We start from the raw sequence: 18,833 nt of genomic DNA, 5'->3' as shown, positions 1-18,833 counted from the left end.
GTGACCGAGACCCCGACGCGCATCGACGACCCCTTCGTCGACGCCCTCATCAGCGCCCGCTCGTTCCTGACCCGCAGCGAGACCTCTCCCGACCACCGCGCGGTGCACTACGTCGGCGGTCGCGAGGGCGACGTCTTCTACCGCGACCGCTGGTCGCACGACCGCGTCGTGCGCTCCACCCATGGCGTGAACTGCACGGGCTCGTGCTCGTGGAAGGTGTACGTCAAGGACGGCATCATCACGTGGGAGACGCAGCAGACCGACTACCCGTCCGTCGGCGCCGACTCCCCCGAGTACGAGCCCCGCGGCTGCCCCCGTGGTGCCGCCTTCTCCTGGTACACCTACTCGCCGACGCGCGTGCGCTACCCGTACATCCGCGGTGTGCTCCTCGAGATGTACCGCGCAGCCAAGGTCGCCCACGGGGGCGACCCCGTCGCGGCGTGGGCGAGCATCGTCGACGACGACGCCAAGCGCCGCACCTACATGTCCGCCCGCGGCAAGGGCGGTCTCGTCCGCGCCTCCTGGGACGAGGCGCTCGAGATGGTGGCCGCCGCCCAGGTGCACACGATCGACCGCTGGGGTCCCGACCGCGTCGCCGGGTTCTCGCCGATCCCCGCGATGTCGATGGCCTCGCACGCAGCCGGAGCCCGCTACACCTCGCTCATCGGCGGCACGATGCTGTCGTTCTACGACTGGTACTGCGACCTGCCGATCGCGTCGCCGCAGATCTGGGGCGATCAGACCGACGTCCCCGAGTCGGCCGACTGGTGGAACGCGAGCTACCTGATCATGTGGGGCTCCAACATCCCTACGACTCGTACCCCGGACGCGCACTTCATGACCGAGGCCCGCTACAAGGGCCAGAAGGTCGTGACGGTCAGCCCCGACTACGCCGACAACACCAAGTTCGCCGACGAGTGGCTGCCCGCGCACCCGGGCACCGACGGTGCGCTCGCCATGGCGATGGGCCACGTGATCCTGCGCGAGTTCTACGTGCAGCGGCAGGTGCCGATGTTCGTCGACTACTCCAAGCGCTACACCGACCTGCCCTTCCTCGTCTCGCTCCGCGCGCACGGCGAGTCGTTCGTCCCCGACCGCTTCGTCAACGCCGCAGACCTCGGCCAGGATGTCGAGGCGGCCGAGTGGAAGCCGGTTCTCATCGATGCCGCGACCGGCGAGACGGTCGTGCCCGACGGCTCGATCGGCTTCCGCCACAACGAGTCCGGGATGGGCCACTGGAACCTCGACCTCGGCGACGTCGACCCGCTGCTCACCATGCACGCGGACGGCGCCGAGACTGTGACCGTCGACCTTCCTCGGTTCGACGCCGGAGAGAACGGCACCGAGCGCGGCAGCGTCATCCGGCGAGGTGTGCCCGTGCGCCGCATGGGCGACCGGCTCGTGACCACGGTCTACGACCTCCTGCTCGCGCAGTACGGCGTGGCCCGCGACGGCCTGCCCGGCACGTGGGGCGCCGGGTACGACGACGCGGATGCGCCGTACACGCCGGCCTGGCAGGAGGAGATCACCTCCGTCCCGGCGGCGACCGTCGAGCGCATCGCCCGCGAGTTCGCGCAGAACGCCGAGGACTCCGGCGGTCGCTCGATGATCACGCTCGGTGCCGGCACCAACCACTGGTACCACTCCGACACGATCTACCGCGCGATCATCAGCCTGGTGCTGCTCACCGGCTGCCAGGGCAAGAACGGCGGAGGCTGGGCCCACTACGTGGGTCAGGAGAAGGCCCGGCCGTTCACCGGCTGGGCGCAGCTCGCCTTCGGCGCCGACTGGTCGCGCCCGCCGCGCCAGATGGCCGGCACATCGTTCTGGTACCTCCACACCGACCAGTGGCGGTACGACGCGTTCGGCGCCGACGAGGTCGCGACCCCGCTCGGGACCGGTCGGTTCACCGGCCAGGCCATGGCCGACACGCTGGCCCAGGCGGTCCGCATGGGCTGGACGCCGTCGTACCCCACGTTCGACCGCAACCCGATCACGCTCGCTGCCGACGCGGAGGCCGCAGGCATGTCCGCTCCCGACTACGTGGTGCAGGAGCTGAAGGCCGACCGTCTCAAGTTCTCGGTCGAGGACCCGGACGCGCCCGAGAACTTCCCTCGAGTGCTCACGGTCTGGCGCGCGAACCTGCTCGGCTCGAGCGGGAAGGGCAACGAGTACTTCCTGCACCACCTGCTCGGTGCGGACGGCGCCATCGACGGCGGCCAGACGCCCGAGGGCAAGCGGCCGAAGACGGTGGCCTGGCGGGACGAGGCGCCCACCGGGAAGCTCGACCTCCTGGTGTCGCTCGACTTCCGCATGACGAGCACCGGGCTGTTCAGCGACGTGCTGCTCCCGGCCGCGACCTGGTACGAGAAGTACGACATCTCCTCGACCGACATGCACCCGTTCATCCACGCGTTCAACGCGGCGATCTCGCCACCGTGGCAGTGCCGCAGCGACCACGACGTCTTCCAGAAGATGGCGGCGGTGTTCACCGAGCTCGCCGGGCCACGGCTCGGTGTCGTCAAGGACGTCGTCGCGCTGCCGCAGCAGCACGACACCCCCAGCGAGATCTCCCAGCCCGGCGGCCGCGTGCTCGACTGGCGCGCCGGCGAGTGCGAGCCGGTCCCCGGCCGCACCATGCCCAACCTCGTGGTCGTCGAGCGCGACTACTCGGCCATCGCCGCGAAGATGGGCGCCCTCGGGCCCAACGTCGAGAGCATCGGCACGGTGGTCAAGGGAATCACGCTCAGGCAGCCGAAGTCCGTGGAGCACCTGAAGAAGGTCAACGGCACGGTCGTGGGCGGCGTGGCCGACGGACGCCCCCGGATCGAGACGGCCGAGCAGGTGTGCGAGGCGATCCTCACCCTCTCCGGCGTCAGCAACGGCGCGGTCGCCGTGGCCGGCTTCGAGTTCCTCGAGAAGCGCACCGGACAGGTGCTCGCCGACCTCGCGCGCGACAACGAGGGCAAGCACATCACGTTCGCCGACACCCAGAGCCGGCCCCAGCCCGTCATCACCTCGTGGGAGTGGTCGGGTAGCGAGCACGGAGGGCGCCGGTACTCTCCGTTCACCATCAACGTCGAGCGCAAGAAGCCGTGGCACACGCTGACGGGGCGTCAGCACTTCTTCCTCGACCACGACTGGATGGCCGAGGTCGGCGAGTGCTTCCCCACGTACCGGCCGCCGCTCAACCTCGCGGCCATCGCGGGCTACCCGACGATCGGCGACCACGACGAGCAGCAGGTCGTCGTCCGCTACCTGACCCCGCACTCGAAGTGGTCGATCCACTCCGAGTACCAGGACAACCTCTTCATGCTGGCACTCTCGCGCGGAGGTCCCGACATCTGGATGAGCCGCGAGGACGCCGAGAAGATCGGCGTGCGCGACAACGACTGGATCGAGGCGCACAACCGCAACGGCATCGTCGTCGCGCGCGCCGTCGTCAGCCACCGCATGCCCGAGGGCACTGTCTACATGTACCACGCGAAGGACCGCACGGTCGGCGTCCCCCGGGTCGAGAAGACCGGGAAGCGCGGCGGCATCCACAACTCGCTCACGCGGCTGCTGCTCAAGCCGACCCACCTCATCGGCGGCTACGCGCAGCTGTCGTACGGCTTCAACTACTACGGCCCCACCGGCAACCAGCGCGACGAGGTGACGACTATCCGTCGCCGGTCGCAGGAGGTGCAGTACTGATGACACGCGTCATGGCCCAGGTGGGCATGGTGATGAACCTCGACAAGTGCATCGGGTGCCACACCTGCTCGGTCACGTGCAAGCAGACGTGGACCAACCGCACGGGTGTCGAGTACGTCTGGTTCAACAACGTCGAGACCCGGCCCGGTCTCGGCTACCCCAAGCGGCACGAGGACCAGGAGCAGTGGAAGGGCGGCTGGGTCCGCACGAAGCGCGGCCGGCTCAAGCTGCGCAGCGGCGGCCGCATCCGCCGGCTCACCCAGATCTTCAGCAACCCCAAGCTCCCGTCGCTCGACGACTACTACGAGCCGTGGACGTACGACTACGACACCCTCATCAGCTCGCCGGCCATGGACACCACCCCTGTCGCCCGCCCGAAGTCCATGATCACGGGCAAGGACACCGAGATCCGCTGGGGCGCCAACTGGGACGACGACCTCGGCGGGACGCACGAGCGCGGCCACCTCGATCCGATGCTCAAGGGCATCGAGGACAGCGTGGTCTTCGAGCTCGAGAAGGCGTTCATGTTCTACCTGCCGCGGATCTGCGAGCACTGCCTCAACCCGGCGTGCGTCGCCGCCTGCCCGTCCGGCGCGATGTACAAACGGTCAGAGGACGGCATCGTGCTCGTCGACCAGGACCGCTGCCGCGGCTGGCGCATGTGCGTCTCGGGCTGCCCGTACAAGAAGGTCTACTTCAACCACAAGACCGGCAAGGCCGAGAAGTGCACGTTCTGCTACCCCCGCCTCGAGGTGGGTCAGCCGACCGTCTGCGCCGAGACCTGCGTCGGGCGCCTGCGCTACATCGGCCTCTTCCTGTACGACGTGGACAAGGTGCTCGCCGCGGCTTCGGTCGAGGACGACAAGGACCTGTACGAGGCGCAGCTCGACGTGCTCCTCGACCCGAACGACCCCGAGGTCGTCGCCCAGGCACGTCGCGACGGGATCGCCGACGACTGGATCGAGGCGGCGCAGAAGTCGCCCGTCTACACGCTGGCCAAGAAGTACCGCCTCGCGCTGCCGCTGCACCCGGAGTACCGCACCATGCCGATGGTCTGGTACATCCCGCCGCTGTCGCCGGTGGTGGACGCGCTCGCCAACAGCGGCCATGACGCCGAGGACGCCGGCAACCTGTTCGGCGCGATCGACGCCCTACGGATCCCCATCGGCTATCTGGCCAACCTCCTCACGGCAGGCGACGTGCCCGTGGTCGACGGCGTCCTCAAGCGGCTGGCAGCGATGCGCTCGTACATGCGCGACATCAACCTCGGTCGCGACACCGACGAGTCGATCGCGGAGGCGGTCGGCCTCACGGGCGAGGACCTCTACGAGATGTACCGGCTGCTCGCGATCGCGAAGTACGAGAGCCGATATGTGATCCCGCGCGCGCACCAGGAGGCGGCTGCCGCGCTGGAGGAGTCGCCCGGATGCTCGCTCGACTTCGAGGGCGGGCCGGGGATGCAGCCCGTCGTCGGTGACGGCAAGCCGGTACCCGTCTCGATCGAGAGCTTCCATCTCACCAAGCAGCGCTTCGAGGCCGACTCGAACGCCGACCTCCCGGGAGGGTCGCAGTGATCACCCACCATCTCCCCGAGAGCGAGGCGCCTGCGGTACGCCGCCTGCTCGCCACCACGTCGATGCTGCTGTCGTACCCGGACCAGGGAGCGGTCGACAGGCTGAACCTCGTCGGCCGCAGCCTCGACGAGCTCCCCCACGGTTCGCGCGAACCACTGCGGCGCATGACCGAGTGGCTCTCGAGCACGGACCTCGTCAATGCTCAGGCGCATTACGTCGAGATCTTCGACCGCAGGCGCAAGGCATGCCTCTACCTCACCTGGTTCCTCAACGGCGACACGCGAAGCCGCGGGATGGCCCTCGTCGGCTTCAAGGAGAGGTATCAGGAGGCCGGGTTCGACCTCGGGCCGGAAGAGCTCCCCGACTTCCTGCCGGTGGTGCTCGAGTTCGGTGCCGTCGGACCCGTCGACGCGGCGCTGGAGATGCTGGCCCGGCACCGGGCCGGGCTCGAGCTGCTCGAGCACGCGCTCGCGAAGTTCGACTCGCCCTATGTCGATCCGGTGTCGGCGCTGCTCGCCGTCGTCCCCGCCGCTCCTGACGGCCCCACGGCGGAGGAGCTCGCCTTCGCCGGCCCGCCGGCCGAGCAGGTCGGCCTCGCCCCGTTCTTCCCCGTCGAGTCGCTGAAGGCAGGTGTGCACGCATGACCACCGTGCAGACGTTCGTCTGGGTCGTCCTGCCCTACGTCAGCCTCGTGGCGTTCGCCGTCGGGATGTTCTGGCGCTACAAGTACGACGCCTACGGCTGGACGACGCGGTCCTCGCAGATGTACGAGACCAAGCTGCTGCGCATCGGCAGCCCGCTGTTCCACGTCGGCATCCTGCTGGCGCTCGGCGGTCACGTGCTCGGCCTGCTCATCCCCGCCGGGTGGACCGAGACGATCGGCGTCTCGGAGCACATGTACCACGTGGCCGCGGTGGCTTTCGGCGTGATCGCAGCGGTCATGGTCGTCACGGGCCTGTCGATCCTGATCTACCGCCGCCGCACGGTCGGACGCGTGTTCTCCGTGACCACGACGATGGACAAGGTCATGTACGTGTTCCTGGGTGCCGTCGTCGGCCTGGGCGTCTTCAACACCGTGGGCATCAACCTGCTCAACCTCACCGGCGGCTACCCGGACGGCTACAACTACCGAGAGTCCGTTGCAGTGTGGTTCCGGAGCCTCTTCGTGCTGAGCCCGGACCCGGGCGACATGACGGGTGCGCCCCTGTCGTTCCAGCTCCACGCCGCGGTCGCGATGCTGCTCTTCGCCCTCGTGCCGTTCACGCGCCTCGTGCACATCTTCAGCGCACCGGTCGGCTACGTCTCGCGGCCGTACCTCGTCTACCGCAGCCGTGACACGACAGTCACCGGCAACCGCGACCCGCAGCGGGGCTGGGAGCCAATCCGCCGCGGCTGACTCAGGGACGGGCGCGCTAGCGGAGGCGGCGCACCCGCAGGGCCCAGAGCTCGGGGCCCTCCTCGTCGTACGACGCCTGGAGCGCGCCGGCGTCGGAGTCGATCAGCGAGCGCATCAGCGGCAGCACCTCGTGCGGGGCGACGAACACGACCTCGTCGTCCACGGGCACGACGGCGACGACCGCCTCGACGACGGCCCGGCGCACCTCGGACTTCACGGCCCCGAGGTCGACGACGGGGGCAGCGCCCGACCCGCCGCAGCCGCCAGCGCCGCATCCGCAGCCGACGCAGCCCTCGGTCGCCTCAGCGGTGGGGTCGGTCAGCTGCTCGGACATGGGCGCTCCTCGGTTCGCACGACGTCGGACGGCACCCGGGGCCGCCACAGGGAGCACGGTAGGACCGCATCCCCGTCCTCGCGCGCCCGGAGCCTCGTTCGTCACCCGCCGCTGAGCCCCCGCACCCCCGTGACGGGGGCTCAGCGGCTTCACACGACGTCGTCGCGCACCTCGGTGGTGACGACGTTGCGGGACACGGGGAGGTCGCCGTCAGGGGCGACCGAGCCGTACGGCACGCCGGTCTCGCGCACCAGACGACGCCGACGGGGGGCGAAGACCAGCAGGGTCATGAGCAGGCCGATGACACCGGCGCCCATGAGGACCCAGCCGACCACCTGGATGTCGATGCCTGCGACCTGCGCGTTGACGGCGAACGCCAGGATCGCGCCGACCGCCAGCAGGAAGATGCTCGCTCCGATACCCATGACTGGCCCCTCTCGTTGTGCGGAGCACGGCGCACCTCGCACCGTGCCCAGGGGTTCTACCCGGCAGCGACCGGCTCAACCCCCTCGGCGTGGTCGACCTGCTGGATCTCCGTGGTGCGCTGCGGCACGCACACCGTCACGGACGCGGGACGGACGTCGATGCGCAGCTTCTTCGTCGGCGGACGGTCGCCGCCGTCGATCTCGTACGCGAGCTTGGTCCTCAGAGCGACCCGGATCCTCCGACCGCTCGTCACGTCGATGAACGGCGACCTCTCTGCGCGGTCGGCGACCACGCGTGTCACCGCGCGGGTCCACTCGACCGGCGTGCTGGCAGACACGACGGCGACCTCGAGCACCCCGTCGTCCGGACGGGCGCCGTCGAACGCCTCGATGCCCGCGAAGACCTTCGAGACGTTGCCGACGAGCACGCACGAGAGCTGCCCCTCGTAGAAGAGGTTGCCGTCCACCTTGACCCGGCCGTGCACCTGCGCGGCGCTGATGTTGCGCAGGCCGGTCCACAGGTAGGCGGCCCTGCCGATGCGGTCCTTCAGTCCTCGGTCGGCGTCCTTGATCATGAGCGCGTCGAAGCCCGCGCCCGCCATCACGGCGAAGTGCTCGCCGTTGCAGACACCGGTGTCGAGGGCCCGCCGGTCGCCGTGCAGCGCGACCGCCACCGCGTCCGCGACGGTCGTCGGCACGTCGAGGTTCGTCGCGAGCAGGTTGCCGGTGCCGGCAGGCAGGATCCCGAGCGGAACGCCGGTGCCCGCGAGCACCTCGATGCAGCGCTGCTGCATGCCGTCGCCGCCCCAGGCGAGGACGAGCTCGGCGCCCTGCTTCAGCGCCCTGCGCACCGCTTTCGGGGCGTGCTTGCTCTTCGGCACCTCGTACCAGAGGACGTCGACGCCCTCGTGCGCGAGGACGTCGTGGAGCTCGGGCAGCCCGCCTCCGAACGTCTTGCCGGAATGCGCGACCACGGCGACCTTGGTCATCGGGGAACCTCTCGGTAGACCGGCTCGGAGCCGGGGGTGTCGGACGGGTCGAGGACCGCTGTGGGGGGCGCGTCGCCCGGCCACCAGGTGAGCTGCGCTGCCCGGCCGAGCACGAGCAGCGAGGGGACGAACAGCCACGCGGCGAGCACGTCGGTCGGCCAGTGGACGCCGAGCCAGACTCGAGACCAGCCGACGCCGACGGCCCAGACGGCGGCAACGAGCCATACGGCGACCTGCGCCCAGCGGCGGGTGACGACGCGGGTGACCGCCCACGCGAGCAGCAGCGCGGCGACGGTCGCAGCCGTGGTGTGGCCGGAGGGGAAGGACGGGCCGCCGGCGGCGCCCGCCCAGGAGTCGGGCACCGGACGCTCGCGGCCGACCACGTGGTTCATGGCGAGACCGACCACCGCGCCTCCACCCGCGAGCACCGCCATGCCCACGGCAGCACGGGCGCGGCCCCAGCGGCGCGTGACCGACTCGACCAGGACGACGCCGACGACCGCGAGCGGCACGGCCACGTCCACCTGACCCAGCACGCTCACGGCGTTGGCGAGGTCGATGCTCTCGGGCGTGCGGACCTGAACGGCCCAGTCGTGCAGCCCGCTGTCGAGGGCGGGGACGTCCGGGGCGGTGGCGCGCACCCACGCCAGCAGCGCCAACCAGCCGGCGGTCAACCCGGAGCCGAGCAGCCACGCGGCGCGGGCACCGCTCTGCACGACCCGCGGGTCCGACGTCGTCATTCGTCCTGTCTTCCCCCGCTGGCCGCCGCTCAACCCTGCACACTCTCCCCGGCGGTTCACCCCCCAGCTCAGCCTCATCAATCCGTTGCTTCTGCACCCGGGAAGCAACGGATTGATCAGGCTGACGGGGTGGGGCTGGTGCGAGGCTCAACCCTCGCCGAGCGCGCCGCCCGTCTAGGCTCGTCGGCGTGACCACGTGGGACGCCGACGTCGCGACCACGGCGTCGTACGAGCTCGGCGAAGGCCCGGTGTGGGACCCGGAACGGGCGATCCTGCGCTGGGTCGACATCCTCGGCGGCCGGGTGCACGTGGGCTCGCTCGACGACGGCGGCGGTGTTCACGAGCAGGCGTCGTTCTCCCTGGCCTACGCGCCGGCCACGCTCGGTGCCGTCGCGGCCCCCGCCTTCCTCGACCATGAGCCCGGCACTCTGCTCGCGGCGCACGACCGGCTGGTGTTCGTCGACGTCGACGGGGGCGAGCACCTCGTAGCCGTCCTCTGCGCCGACGAGCCGCGCCGACTGAACGACGGCGTCACCGACCCGCTCGGCCGCTACCTCGTCGGCTCCGCACCCACGGGCGAGCGGACGTTCGCCGAGCGGCTGTGGCTGGTCGACCACGACGGCACGGTCACGGTGCTCGACGACGACCTCGGGCTGTCCAACGGCCTGGCGTTCTCCGCGGACGGCGGCACCCTCTTCAGCGTCGACACCTTCAGCCATGTGGTCCGGGTGCGGCCGTACGACGCCGTCACGGGCACCGCAGGTGGGCGCTCGGACTTCGTGCGGGTCGACGACGGCTTCCCCGACGGCATCGCGCTCGATGCCGACGGCCACCTCTGGGTGGCCGTCTTCGGCCAGGGCGAGGTGCGCCGGTTCAGCCCCGAGGGCACGCTCGTCGACGTCGTCCGCACGCCCGGAGCGCCGCAGGCCACCAACGTGGCGTTCGCGGGCGAGGACCGGCGGACGCTTGTGATCACGACCGCGCGCGAGAATATGACCGCCCAGGATGTCGCCGACCATCCGCGGTCGGGCAGGCTGTTCACCACGCGCGTGGACGTGCCGGGCCTGCCGGCCCGTCCGTGGCGCGGCACGACCTGACCGCACCACTCACCGACAGGACGAGATCCCATGAAGCTCATGCGCATCGGCGCTCCCGGCTCGGAGAAGCCCGCGGCCCTCGTGGCCGACGGCACGTACGTCGACCTCTCCGACGTTGTCGACGACTTCGACGAGGCCTTCTTCGGTGGCGGTGCGATCGAGCGGGTGCGCGACACCGTGGCGTCGCGCGCGGCCGCGGGCCACGTGATCGAGCTCGGCGACCAGCGCGTGGGTGCGCCGTTCGCGCGGCCGCACCAGATCCTCTGCATCGGCCTCAACTACAGCGACCACGCCGCTGAGACCGGCCAGGCCGTGCCGGACGAGCCGATCCTGTTCACCAAGTCCCCCAACACCCTCATCGGACCGTACGACGACGTGCTCATCCCGCGCGGAGCGACCAAGCCCGACTGGGAGGTCGAGCTGGGCATCGTGATCGGACGCCGCACGAGCTACCTCGACTCCGTCGACGACGCCCGCGACGCGATCGCCGGCTACTGCGTGGTGAACGACGTGAGCGAGCGCGCGTTCCAGATGGAGCGCGGCGGCCAGTGGAGCAAGGGCAAGAGCTGCGAGACGTTCAACCCCGCTGGCCCGTGGCTCGTCACGCCTGACGAGATCGACGACGTGCTCGCGCTCGACATGTGGCTCGACGTCAGCGGCGTACGGCGTCAGACCGGCACGACGGCCACGATGATCTTCGACCCCTACTTCCTCGTGCACTACCTGTCGCAGTTCCTCGTCCTCGAGCCCGGCGACCTCATCAACACCGGAACGCCCCCGGGCGTCGGCCTCGGCTTCAAGCCGCCGGTCTGGCTCCAGCCCGGCGACGTCATGGAGCTCGGCATCACCGGTCTCGGCACCCAGCGGCAGAGCGTCCTCGCTCCTCGATGACGGGCACGATGCGCGCCTTCGTCGTCACGGCCCCGGGGGAGGCGGGCGTGCAGGAGGTCGACCGACCGGTGGCTGCGCCGGGCGAGGTCGTCGTCGACGTCGCGCGTGTCGGCGTCTGCGGCACCGACGTCGAGTTCTTCACCGGTGAGATGCAGTACCTCCACGACGGGTTCGCGCACTTCCCGCTGCGGCTCGGGCACGAGTGGTGCGGCACGGTCGCGTCGGTCGGCGAGGGGGTCGACGACCGCTGGGTCGGACGACGCGTCACGGGCGACACCATGCTCGGGTGCGGGCGGTGCCACCGCTGCCTGCACGGCGACCAGCACGTGTGCGAGCACCGCAGCGAGGTCGGCATCCGCAGCGGCCGCGCCGGAGCGCTGGCCGAGCAGCTTGCCGTCCCCGTGACGTCGCTGCACGCGCTGCCGGACGCCGTCGATGACGTCGCCGGCGCTCTCGTGGAGCCGGGAGGGAACGCGCTGCGCGCCGCGCAGGGCGCCGGCCTGGCACCGGGCGACCGCGTCCTCGTGCTCGGCCCCGGCACGATCGGCCTGCTCGTGGCGATGTTCGCGCGCGCCGCCGGCGCCGAGGTGCACCTGCTGGGGCACTCGGCGCGCACGCTCGACTTCGCGCGCTCGGTCGGCTTCGACAACGCGTGGACCGAGGCCGAGCTGCCCTCTCTCCCCTGGGATGCGGTGGTCGACGCGAGCAATGCGGCGTACCTCCCGGCGAAGGCTCTCGACCTCGTCGAGCCCGGTCGGCGCGTGGTCTACATCGGCCTCGCGGGCAGCCCCAGCCTGGTCGACACCCGCACGATCGCGCTGAAGGACGTGACCGCCGTCGGCGTGCTGTCGGCGTCGCCGGGCCTCGCGGGCACGATCGAGGCGTACGCCGCGGGAGCGGTCGACCCCCGGCCGATCGTGGCCACGACCGTGGGGCTCGACGGCGTCGCGGACGTGCTCGCCGGGCACCGGCCCGACGGCGCGGGCGCCGGACCGAAGATCCACGTGGACCCGAGGAAGAGAGACTGACATGGGCGACTTCGACGGCATCGCGGCGATCGTCACCGGTGGCGCGAGCGGCATCGGCGCGGCCACGGCAGCCCTCCTCCTCGAGCGCGGGGCGAAGGTGGCGGTGCTCGACCTCACGATCGACGCCGGCCCGGAGCGCGCCTCGCGGATCCCGTGCGACGTCAGCGACCCGGCGTCGGTCGAGGCGGCGGTGCACGCCGCGGCGTTCGAGCTCGGCGGCATCGACGTCGTGATCAACAACGCCGGCATCGGGGCGGGCGGCGACGTCGCCGCGAACGACGACGACGAGTGGCACCGCGTGCTCGACGTCAACGTCGTCGGGATGGCGCGCGTGGCCCGCGCGGCGCTGCCGTACCTCCGCGAGTCGAAGCGCGCCGCGATCGTCAACACGAGCTCGGTGGTCGCGGTGGTCGGTGTGAAGAACCGCGCGCTCTACAGCGCGAGCAAGGGCGCGGTGTCGGGGCTCACGCTCGCGATGGCCGCGGACCATGTGGGAGAGGGCATCCGCGTCAACGCCGTCGCTCCCGGCACGGCCGACACCCCCTGGGTCGCGCGGCTGCTCGACCAGGCCGACGACCCCGCCGCGATGGGCGAGGCGCTGCGGCAGCGTCAGCCGATGGGCCGCCTGGTCACGGCCGACGAGGTCGCGCACGCGATCGCCTACCTCGCCTCGCCGCTGTCGGGCAGCACCACCGGCACGATCCTCAGCGTCGACGGCGGCATGGCCCACCTCCGCACCTGACCCCTTCTTCGAGTTACTGCCCGAAGTGGGGTGATGCCGGCCCGCATCCCCCCCACTTCGGGCAGTAACTCGCGTCAGTGGGGGTCCCGGGGCGATGGGTCAGGCGATGGCCTCTTGACAATGGGAAGATATCTTCTCATTCTGTGTCCATGGCCCGACGACGCCCCGACCAGCTGCTGCCGCTCGAGCAGGCGATCCTCGAGTCCGGCCTCGCGCTGACCCGTGACGGCAGCGAGTTCCACGGGTTCGTGCTGGCCTCTGCGCTGGCGGACTCCGATGGGTCGCGCCGGCTCACGGCCCACGGCACCCTCTACAAGGCGCTCGGTCGCATGACCGAGCGCGGGCTGCTCACCGCCCGCTGGGAGGAGTCGTCGATCGCCGAGCGTGAGGGCCGGCCGCGACGCCGGCTGTACCGCGTCACCGGGGCCGGCGAGACGGCCCTGGCCCGAAGCCGGCAGCCGGTCGCGACCGTCGCCGCAGCGAGGGTGGCGACGACATGACCTCCGGCGGGCGAGTCACGGCCCTCGTCCTGCGGTGGTGCGCCCTGTACACCCGGGGCCTGCCCGCCGACGTCGCCGCCGATCGACGGGACGAGCTCGCGTCCGACCTGCACGACCACCGGCTGGCCGCGCTCGGCCAGGCCCGGTCCACCTTCCCGCGCGACGTCCTGCGCCGCGCGCTCCTCGGCGTCCCCGCCGACCTCTCCTGGCGCACCCACCAACGGCGGATCGCCCGATCCGCACGGGAACCGGAGGTCGTCATGACCGCACGCGCACCGCTCGACGGCTGGACCCGCACCGCGTACGGCGTTGCAGCGATCGTCACCGCCTGGACCGCGCTGATCGGCATCGGCATGCTGATCGACTCCCGCAACGCGGCGGTCGGCTCGTACGATTTCCAGTGGCGCATCGGCCTCGGCGTGGTGGGCGTCGTCATGCTCGCCCTCTGCGTCCACGCGCTCATGGGGCTGCGCTCGCACCCCGTGCGGGCAGCGGTCGAGCTGGGTGCGACAGCTGTTGTCATGACCATCTGGATGATGTGGGCAGGCCTCGTCGTAGCCGTGGGCATCGCGGCCATGGCCTTCTTCGCGGCGTACGCCGTGCGCAGCCGCCGTACCGCACGCACGGGTGTCGCCGCCCCCGCGTGACCCGACGTGGGCGGGGGCCGCGGATCCCAGCCAGGAGAGGCGACCCCCGCCCGCACCCCCGGCACGATCCTCAGCGTCGACGGCGGCATGGCCCACCTCCGCACCTGACCCCTGCTGGGAGCTACTGCCCACAGTGGGGTTATGCGTGCCCATATCACCCCGCTCTGGGCAGTAACTCGCGTCAGTGGGGGGTGCGGGCCAGGTGGCGGCGGGCGTGCTCGATGGCCTCGGGCGTCGTCGGGAACACGTGCGCCGCGTGCGCGAGGTGCTCGTACACCCCGAGGGTCGAGAAGACCGTGTCGTGGTCGTCGCGGATGCCCGAGAGCAGCACCGTGATCCCGCGGCCCTCGAGGTCGCGGATGGTCTGGCCGAGCACGGTGGCACCGGTGGCGTCGAGGGTCTGCACGCGGCCGAGGCGCAGGATGACCACGCGTACGTCGCCCACCTCCGACAGCTCGAGCAGGAACCGGTGCGCCGCACCGAAGAAGAGCGGGCCGTCGAGGCGGTACGCCACCACGTGCTCGTCGAGCAGCGCGCGCTCGGCGTCGCTGTGGTCGCTCGTGTCGAGGGGAACAGCGTCCATGTGCGCCGACCGCGAGACCTGCTGCAGCGCATAGAGACCGGCGACCACGAGCCCCACGATCACGGCCGTCACGAGGTCGAACACGACCGTCGCGACCGCCGTGGCCACGAGCACGAGCGCGTCGCCGCGGGTGGCGCGCATGAGGGCGCGGAGGTTCGACACCTCGACCATCTGGACGACGGTCGCGATCAGCACGCCGGCCAGCGCCGCGAGCGGGATGTGACCCACCCAGGGGGCGGCGACGAGCATCACGACCAGCAGGGCGACGGCGTGGGTGGACGACGCGAGCCGCGACCGCGCGCCGCTGCGCACGTTGACCGCCGTCCGCGCGATGGCCGCGGTGGCCGGCACCCCGCCGAAGATCGGCCCGACGAGGTTGGCCACGCCCTGGCCGAACAGCTCGCGGTCGGAGTCGTGCCGCTCGCCCACCGACATGCCGTCGGCGACCGTGGCCGAGAGCAGGCTCTCGAGCGCGGCCAGTGCCGCGACCGCGAGGGCCGGCACGATGAGCGCGCTCACCTGCGACCACTCGAAGTCGGGTAGGGCGGGAGCCGGGAAGCCGGTGGGGATGGTGCCGATCGTCTCCGCGTTGAGCGCGAAGTACGACACGGCCAGCGTCGCCACGACGACCGCCGGCAGCGACACCGGCAGGCCCGGGCGGAACCGGATCGCGAGGAGCATCGACGCCGCGACGAACCCGGCCACGAGCACCGGCGCCCACTGCGGGTCGGCGAACCACAGCCTGATGGCTTCGACCGCGCGGCCGAGCACCTTCTCGCCCTCGACCGTCACGCCGAGAGCGGCCGGCACCTGCTGCAGGCCGATGATCACCGCGATGCCGAGGGTGAACCCCTCGACCACCGGCAGCGGCACGTACTGCATCCAGCGCCCCACGCCGATCGCGGCCAGCGCGATGAGGAAGACGCCGGCGATCAGGCCGACCACGAGCACCGCGCCGGTGCCGAACTGCGCCACGATCGGCAGCAGCACCACCGTCATCGCGCCGGTCGGCCCGCTCACCTGCAGGTTGCTACCGCCGAAGAGCGCCGCGAGCAGTCCGGCCACGACGGCGGTCACCAGGCCCGCCCCTGCGCCGAGCCCCGAGGCGACGCCGAAGGCGAGGGCGAGCGGAAGGGCGACGACGGCCACGGTGAGACCGGCGATCACGTCGCGCTTGGGGTCGCGCTTCATCGCGCGGAAGTCCGCCGCCTGCGGCAGCAGGGCCCGGGCGCGGGCCGCAGCCTGGCCGAGCGCCGTACCGGCCCGGTCGATCACGACGCGGCTTTCCGTGACGCCCGGAGCTCCTTGCGCAGACCCGCCTGGTCGTCGATCACGTCGAGCAGGATCGTACGGGCCGCGAGCAGGAGGTCGCGGATCTCCGGCGCGGTGATGGCATAGAAGACCTGGCCGTCGCGGCGGCTCTGCGACACGAGCCCCGTGCGCCGCAGGGCGGCGAGCTGGTGCGAGAGGTTGCTCGGCTCGATCTCGATCTCGGCGAGCAGCTCGTGCACGGCGAGCTCGCGCTCGCAGAGCAGCTCGAGCACGCGGATCCGCGCGGGGTGGCCGAGGGTGCGGAAGAACTCGGCCTTGGCCTCGTACAGCGGGCGCGTCATGAGCGCACATTACTACATGAACAAGTGTTCAACTGTGCGGGAGGTGTATCCGGTGATGTGCGACGGGGAAAGCAGGATCTGTGCGGCGCGTGTGCGGCGCCGGAACCCCTCCGATCGTGGCTGGACGACAGGACGACGCGAGGCTGACCGGATCGGCCGGGCAGGTGCGGACTCTTGCCGTTCGGGGTCGAACGACTGGAGGGTGTGCCCATGACGTACGCCGAGACGATCACGGTCGACGACCTCGAGACCGACCCCTACCCCGTCTACGCGCGGCTGCGCGCCGAGGAGCCGGTGGCGTGGGTGCCGGCGGTCAACCTCTGGCTCGTCACGCGCGCGGCCGACGTCGAGACGGTCACGACCAAGCCCGAGCTCTTCAGCGCGAAGGTCGACGGCTCGCCGCTCGACCGATCCTTCGGCGGGCCGACCATCCTCACCGTGGACGGCGCCGAGCACCTCGACCTGCGCCGCAGCCTCGACACGAAGTACCGCCCGCGCACGGTGGCGACCTACATCGACGAGCTCGTGACTCCGATCGCCGAGCGCTTCCTCGACCGGCTGCTCGCGCAGCCCGAGCGCCGGGCCGAGCTGGTGTCGGAGTACTTCGAACCGATCTCGGTGCTCAGCCTCGGCGCCGTCCTCGGGCTCGGGCACCTCAGCGAGTCGACGCTGCAGGAGTGGTTCCACGGCCTCGCGATGGGCGCGATCAACTTCGAGAACGATCCCGAGAAGCAGCGCATCAACGACGAGACCGCGGCGGTGATCGACCACGAGCTCAGGCCGTTGATGGAGCGGCTGCAGGCCGAGCCCGACGACTCGACCATCGCCTCGATGCTCACCAGCGGCTGCCCCGTCGGCCAGCCGCGCTCGATCGAGGCCGTGCTGCCCTCGCTCAAGGTGATCATCCTCGGCGGCATGCAGGAGCCGGGGCACGGCGCCGCCTCGACCCTCGCCGCGCTGCTGGCGGACGACGACCAGCTCGCATGGGTGCGCGCCGATCCCGCGCGGTGGGACGACGCCGTGCACGAGGGCCTGCGCTGGGTCGCACCGATCGGCACGCAGACCCGCCAGACCACGCGCGACGTCGAGCTCGCGGGCACGGTGATCCCCGCGGGGTCAGCGGTCGCGGGCGTGGTGGCGAGCGCCTGCCGCGACGAGCGCGTGTTCACCGATCCCGACGCCTTCGACGTACGCCGACCGCGCGTGCCCAACGCCGCGTTCGGGTACGGGCCGCACTTCTGCGCGGGGCACGCGTTCGCGCGCGGCCAGGAGCGGATCGCCCTGCAGCTGCTCGTCGACGCGCTGCCCGATCTGCGCCTGGACCCGGCGTACGACGTGACCTTCCGCGGCTGGGAGTTCCGTGCGCCGACCGCCCTGCACGCCACCTGGTGACCCGAACTGGCTGGCGATGCGCGCACTCGGGCGAGCGCCTCGCCATCCAGATCGGCAGGGGTCAGCTGGCCTTGCGGGCCTGGCAGGTGGGGGCAGCAGCGAACGCGGCCTCGGCCGCAGCGCCGCCGGTCTCGGACACGTTCGACAGGCTCGTGCCGAACGCCTTGGCAGAGTCGCCGACCTGGCCGGCCGCGGTCGACACCGCACCGAACGCCGTCACCTTGCCGAGCACGCCCTCGGCCTCGCTGAAGGCCGTGGCCGCGGTCTTCAGCGCATCGATCGACGCCTCGAGCGCGGCCTTGTCGGCGGTCAGCTGCTCGGACGCCGCGGTGAGGGCCGGGTCGGAGCCCTTCGGCACGTCGGCGACCGCCCCGGCGAGGTCGACGACGTCGCCCTTCACGGTGTCGACGGCCGCGACGATCTGCTGCTGCAGTTGGTCGAGCACGTCGCCGGCCTGCGGGTCGATCGAGACGCTGGACGCGATCGCGGCCACGGAGGCGTCGAGCTCGTCGGCGCGCTGGCACACCGACTCGGCCCAGGCGACGTCGGCCGCGGTCTCGGACGGCACAGCCGCAGACGATGTGTCGCTGGCACCTCCGGACGAGCCGCAGGCTGTCAGGGCGAGCAGGGTGACGCCGACGGCGGCGTACGTGCGGATGCGCATGGGGATCCCCCTCCAGGTTGTACCGCCATCCTCGCGCGCGGGGTACGCCGTATGCGCGCGCTGCGCGCCGACCGCGACGCACTCGTGACCAGCCGCACAGCCCGGGCCCACCCCCGTGAGACTGGCCAATCCGTTGCTTCCGGCCCTGGGAAGCGACGGTTCGATCAGTGCGACGCGGGGGTGACGTGCGCGGAGGGCCCGCCCCGTGGCCGGGCCAACCTCGTGCTCAGTGCTCAGGCAGCCGGGACGACGTACCTGATGGCGACGACGGCCGCGCGGGCCAGACCGGTCGAGCCGGGTCAGCCGCCGTCCGCTCGCACTCATCGTTCGCGCCCGGATCGCGCCAGCCGCGCGCAGCGGACGCTGTGTGACCGACGAGACGTGGGCCGCCCGCCCGCGCCGACGTCCGGCGGCTCATCGGCGTATCTGGGTAACCGGCGTCCGCTCCACGACGCATACGCGACTCACCCAGCAGGACGCCGCCTTACCCGGGTAACCAGCGCGCGCTCCACGACGGATACG

The 18,833-nt window shown here is 71.4% G+C and carries 18 protein-coding genes; 11 read left to right on the top strand and 7 right to left on the bottom strand.

Annotation, left to right across the window (positions count from 1 at the left end; genetic code table 11):
- From ACFQGU_RS17115 to narI, 4 genes are read left to right on the top strand one after another with little or no spacing between them, the layout of a single operon-like run.
- Positions 1-3,696: a nitrate reductase subunit alpha gene (locus tag ACFQGU_RS17115; protein WP_386768907.1), complete on the top strand. Its 3,696-nt coding sequence runs from the start codon at positions 1-3 to the stop codon at positions 3,694-3,696.
- The gene (gene narH, locus ACFQGU_RS17110) at positions 3,696-5,270 is read left to right on the top strand and encodes a nitrate reductase subunit beta (RefSeq protein ID WP_386768906.1); all 1,575 of its coding nucleotides are present in this window, start codon (positions 3,696-3,698) and stop codon (positions 5,268-5,270) included. Before ACFQGU_RS17115 ends, narH begins: the two co-directional genes overlap by 1 nt.
- Positions 5,267-5,914: a nitrate reductase molybdenum cofactor assembly chaperone gene (gene narJ / locus ACFQGU_RS17105; protein WP_386768905.1), complete on the top strand. Its 648-nt coding sequence runs from the start codon at positions 5,267-5,269 to the stop codon at positions 5,912-5,914. Before narH ends, narJ begins: the two co-directional genes overlap by 4 nt.
- Positions 5,911-6,666: a respiratory nitrate reductase subunit gamma gene (narI, locus tag ACFQGU_RS17100; RefSeq protein ID WP_386768904.1), complete on the top strand. Its 756-nt coding sequence runs from the start codon at positions 5,911-5,913 to the stop codon at positions 6,664-6,666. The genes narJ and narI overlap by 4 nt, the downstream gene beginning before the upstream one ends.
- Positions 6,667-6,682: 16 nt before the next feature.
- Here the strand turns inward: narI and ACFQGU_RS17095 are convergent, their stop codons facing one another.
- The 4 genes from ACFQGU_RS17095 to ACFQGU_RS17080 all read right to left on the bottom strand — a co-directional run bounded on the left by ACFQGU_RS17095 (position 6,683) and on the right by ACFQGU_RS17080 (position 9,154).
- Positions 6,683-7,000, bottom strand: coding sequence for a hypothetical protein (locus ACFQGU_RS17095; RefSeq protein ID WP_386768903.1), 318 nt, complete (start codon positions 6,998-7,000; stop codon positions 6,683-6,685).
- Between the two features lie 149 nt (positions 7,001-7,149).
- The gene (locus ACFQGU_RS17090) at positions 7,150-7,425 is read right to left on the bottom strand and encodes a DUF6458 family protein (RefSeq protein ID WP_386768902.1); all 276 of its coding nucleotides are present in this window, start codon (positions 7,423-7,425) and stop codon (positions 7,150-7,152) included.
- Between the two features lie 56 nt (positions 7,426-7,481).
- Positions 7,482-8,414 carry a diacylglycerol/lipid kinase family protein gene (locus ACFQGU_RS17085; RefSeq protein ID WP_386768901.1) on the bottom strand — a complete coding sequence of 311 codons (933 nt, stop codon included), beginning with the start codon at positions 8,412-8,414 and terminating at the stop codon, positions 7,482-7,484.
- Positions 8,411-9,154: a phosphatase PAP2 family protein gene (locus ACFQGU_RS17080; RefSeq protein ID WP_386768900.1), complete on the bottom strand. Its 744-nt coding sequence runs from the start codon at positions 9,152-9,154 to the stop codon at positions 8,411-8,413. Before ACFQGU_RS17080 ends, ACFQGU_RS17085 begins: the two co-directional genes overlap by 4 nt.
- A gap of 188 nt (positions 9,155-9,342) precedes the next feature.
- On the opposite strand from ACFQGU_RS17080, the gene ACFQGU_RS17075 reads away from it, so the two are divergent.
- The 6 genes from ACFQGU_RS17075 (at position 9,343) to ACFQGU_RS17050 (ending at position 14,059) form a co-directional block, all read left to right on the top strand.
- Positions 9,343-10,251: an SMP-30/gluconolactonase/LRE family protein gene (locus tag ACFQGU_RS17075; protein WP_386768899.1), complete on the top strand. Its 909-nt coding sequence runs from the start codon at positions 9,343-9,345 to the stop codon at positions 10,249-10,251.
- A 30-nt stretch (positions 10,252-10,281) separates the two neighbouring features.
- Positions 10,282-11,142, top strand: coding sequence for a fumarylacetoacetate hydrolase family protein (locus ACFQGU_RS17070; protein ID WP_386768898.1), 861 nt, complete (start codon positions 10,282-10,284; stop codon positions 11,140-11,142).
- 8 nt (positions 11,143-11,150) lie between these two features.
- Positions 11,151-12,170 (top strand): zinc-dependent alcohol dehydrogenase, encoded by a 1,020-nt coding sequence (locus ACFQGU_RS17065; protein WP_386768925.1) that lies wholly within the window; start codon positions 11,151-11,153, stop codon positions 12,168-12,170.
- A gap of 1 nt (position 12,171) precedes the next feature.
- Positions 12,172-12,912, top strand: coding sequence for an SDR family NAD(P)-dependent oxidoreductase (locus ACFQGU_RS17060; RefSeq protein WP_386768897.1), 741 nt, complete (start codon positions 12,172-12,174; stop codon positions 12,910-12,912).
- Positions 12,913-13,061: 149 nt separating this feature from the next.
- On the top strand, positions 13,062-13,412 hold the full coding sequence (locus tag ACFQGU_RS17055) for a PadR family transcriptional regulator (RefSeq protein WP_386768896.1): 351 nt from the start codon (positions 13,062-13,064) through the stop codon (positions 13,410-13,412).
- Positions 13,409-14,059, top strand: a complete 651-nt coding sequence (locus ACFQGU_RS17050) for a hypothetical protein (protein WP_386768895.1) — start codon at positions 13,409-13,411, stop codon at positions 14,057-14,059. Before ACFQGU_RS17055 ends, ACFQGU_RS17050 begins: the two co-directional genes overlap by 4 nt.
- A 181-nt stretch (positions 14,060-14,240) precedes the next feature.
- Here the strand turns inward: ACFQGU_RS17050 and ACFQGU_RS17045 are convergent, their stop codons facing one another.
- On the bottom strand, positions 14,241-15,833 hold the full coding sequence (locus ACFQGU_RS17045) for a SulP family inorganic anion transporter (RefSeq protein ID WP_386768924.1): 1,593 nt from the start codon (positions 15,831-15,833) through the stop codon (positions 14,241-14,243).
- A gap of 80 nt (positions 15,834-15,913) precedes the next feature.
- Positions 15,914-16,255, bottom strand: a complete 342-nt coding sequence (locus tag ACFQGU_RS17040) for an ArsR/SmtB family transcription factor (protein WP_386768894.1) — start codon at positions 16,253-16,255, stop codon at positions 15,914-15,916.
- 210 nt (positions 16,256-16,465) lie between these two features.
- Here ACFQGU_RS17040 and ACFQGU_RS17035 point away from each other — a divergent pair, with 210 nt between their 5' ends.
- Complete coding sequence (locus tag ACFQGU_RS17035) at positions 16,466-17,647, top strand: cytochrome P450 (protein WP_386768893.1); 1,182 nt, start codon at positions 16,466-16,468, stop codon at positions 17,645-17,647.
- A 61-nt stretch (positions 17,648-17,708) separates the two neighbouring features.
- Here ACFQGU_RS17035 and ACFQGU_RS17030 read toward each other — a convergent pair whose 3' ends face one another.
- Positions 17,709-18,311, bottom strand: coding sequence for a hypothetical protein (locus ACFQGU_RS17030; protein ID WP_386768892.1), 603 nt, complete (start codon positions 18,309-18,311; stop codon positions 17,709-17,711).
- Positions 18,312-18,833: the final 522 nt, after the last annotated feature.

Source organism: Longivirga aurantiaca (assembly GCF_042660085.1).
Classification (GTDB): Bacteria; Actinomycetota; Actinomycetes; order S36-B12; family CAIYMF01; genus Longivirga; species Longivirga aurantiaca.
This window is presented reverse-complemented; position numbering and strand designations above follow the sequence as displayed.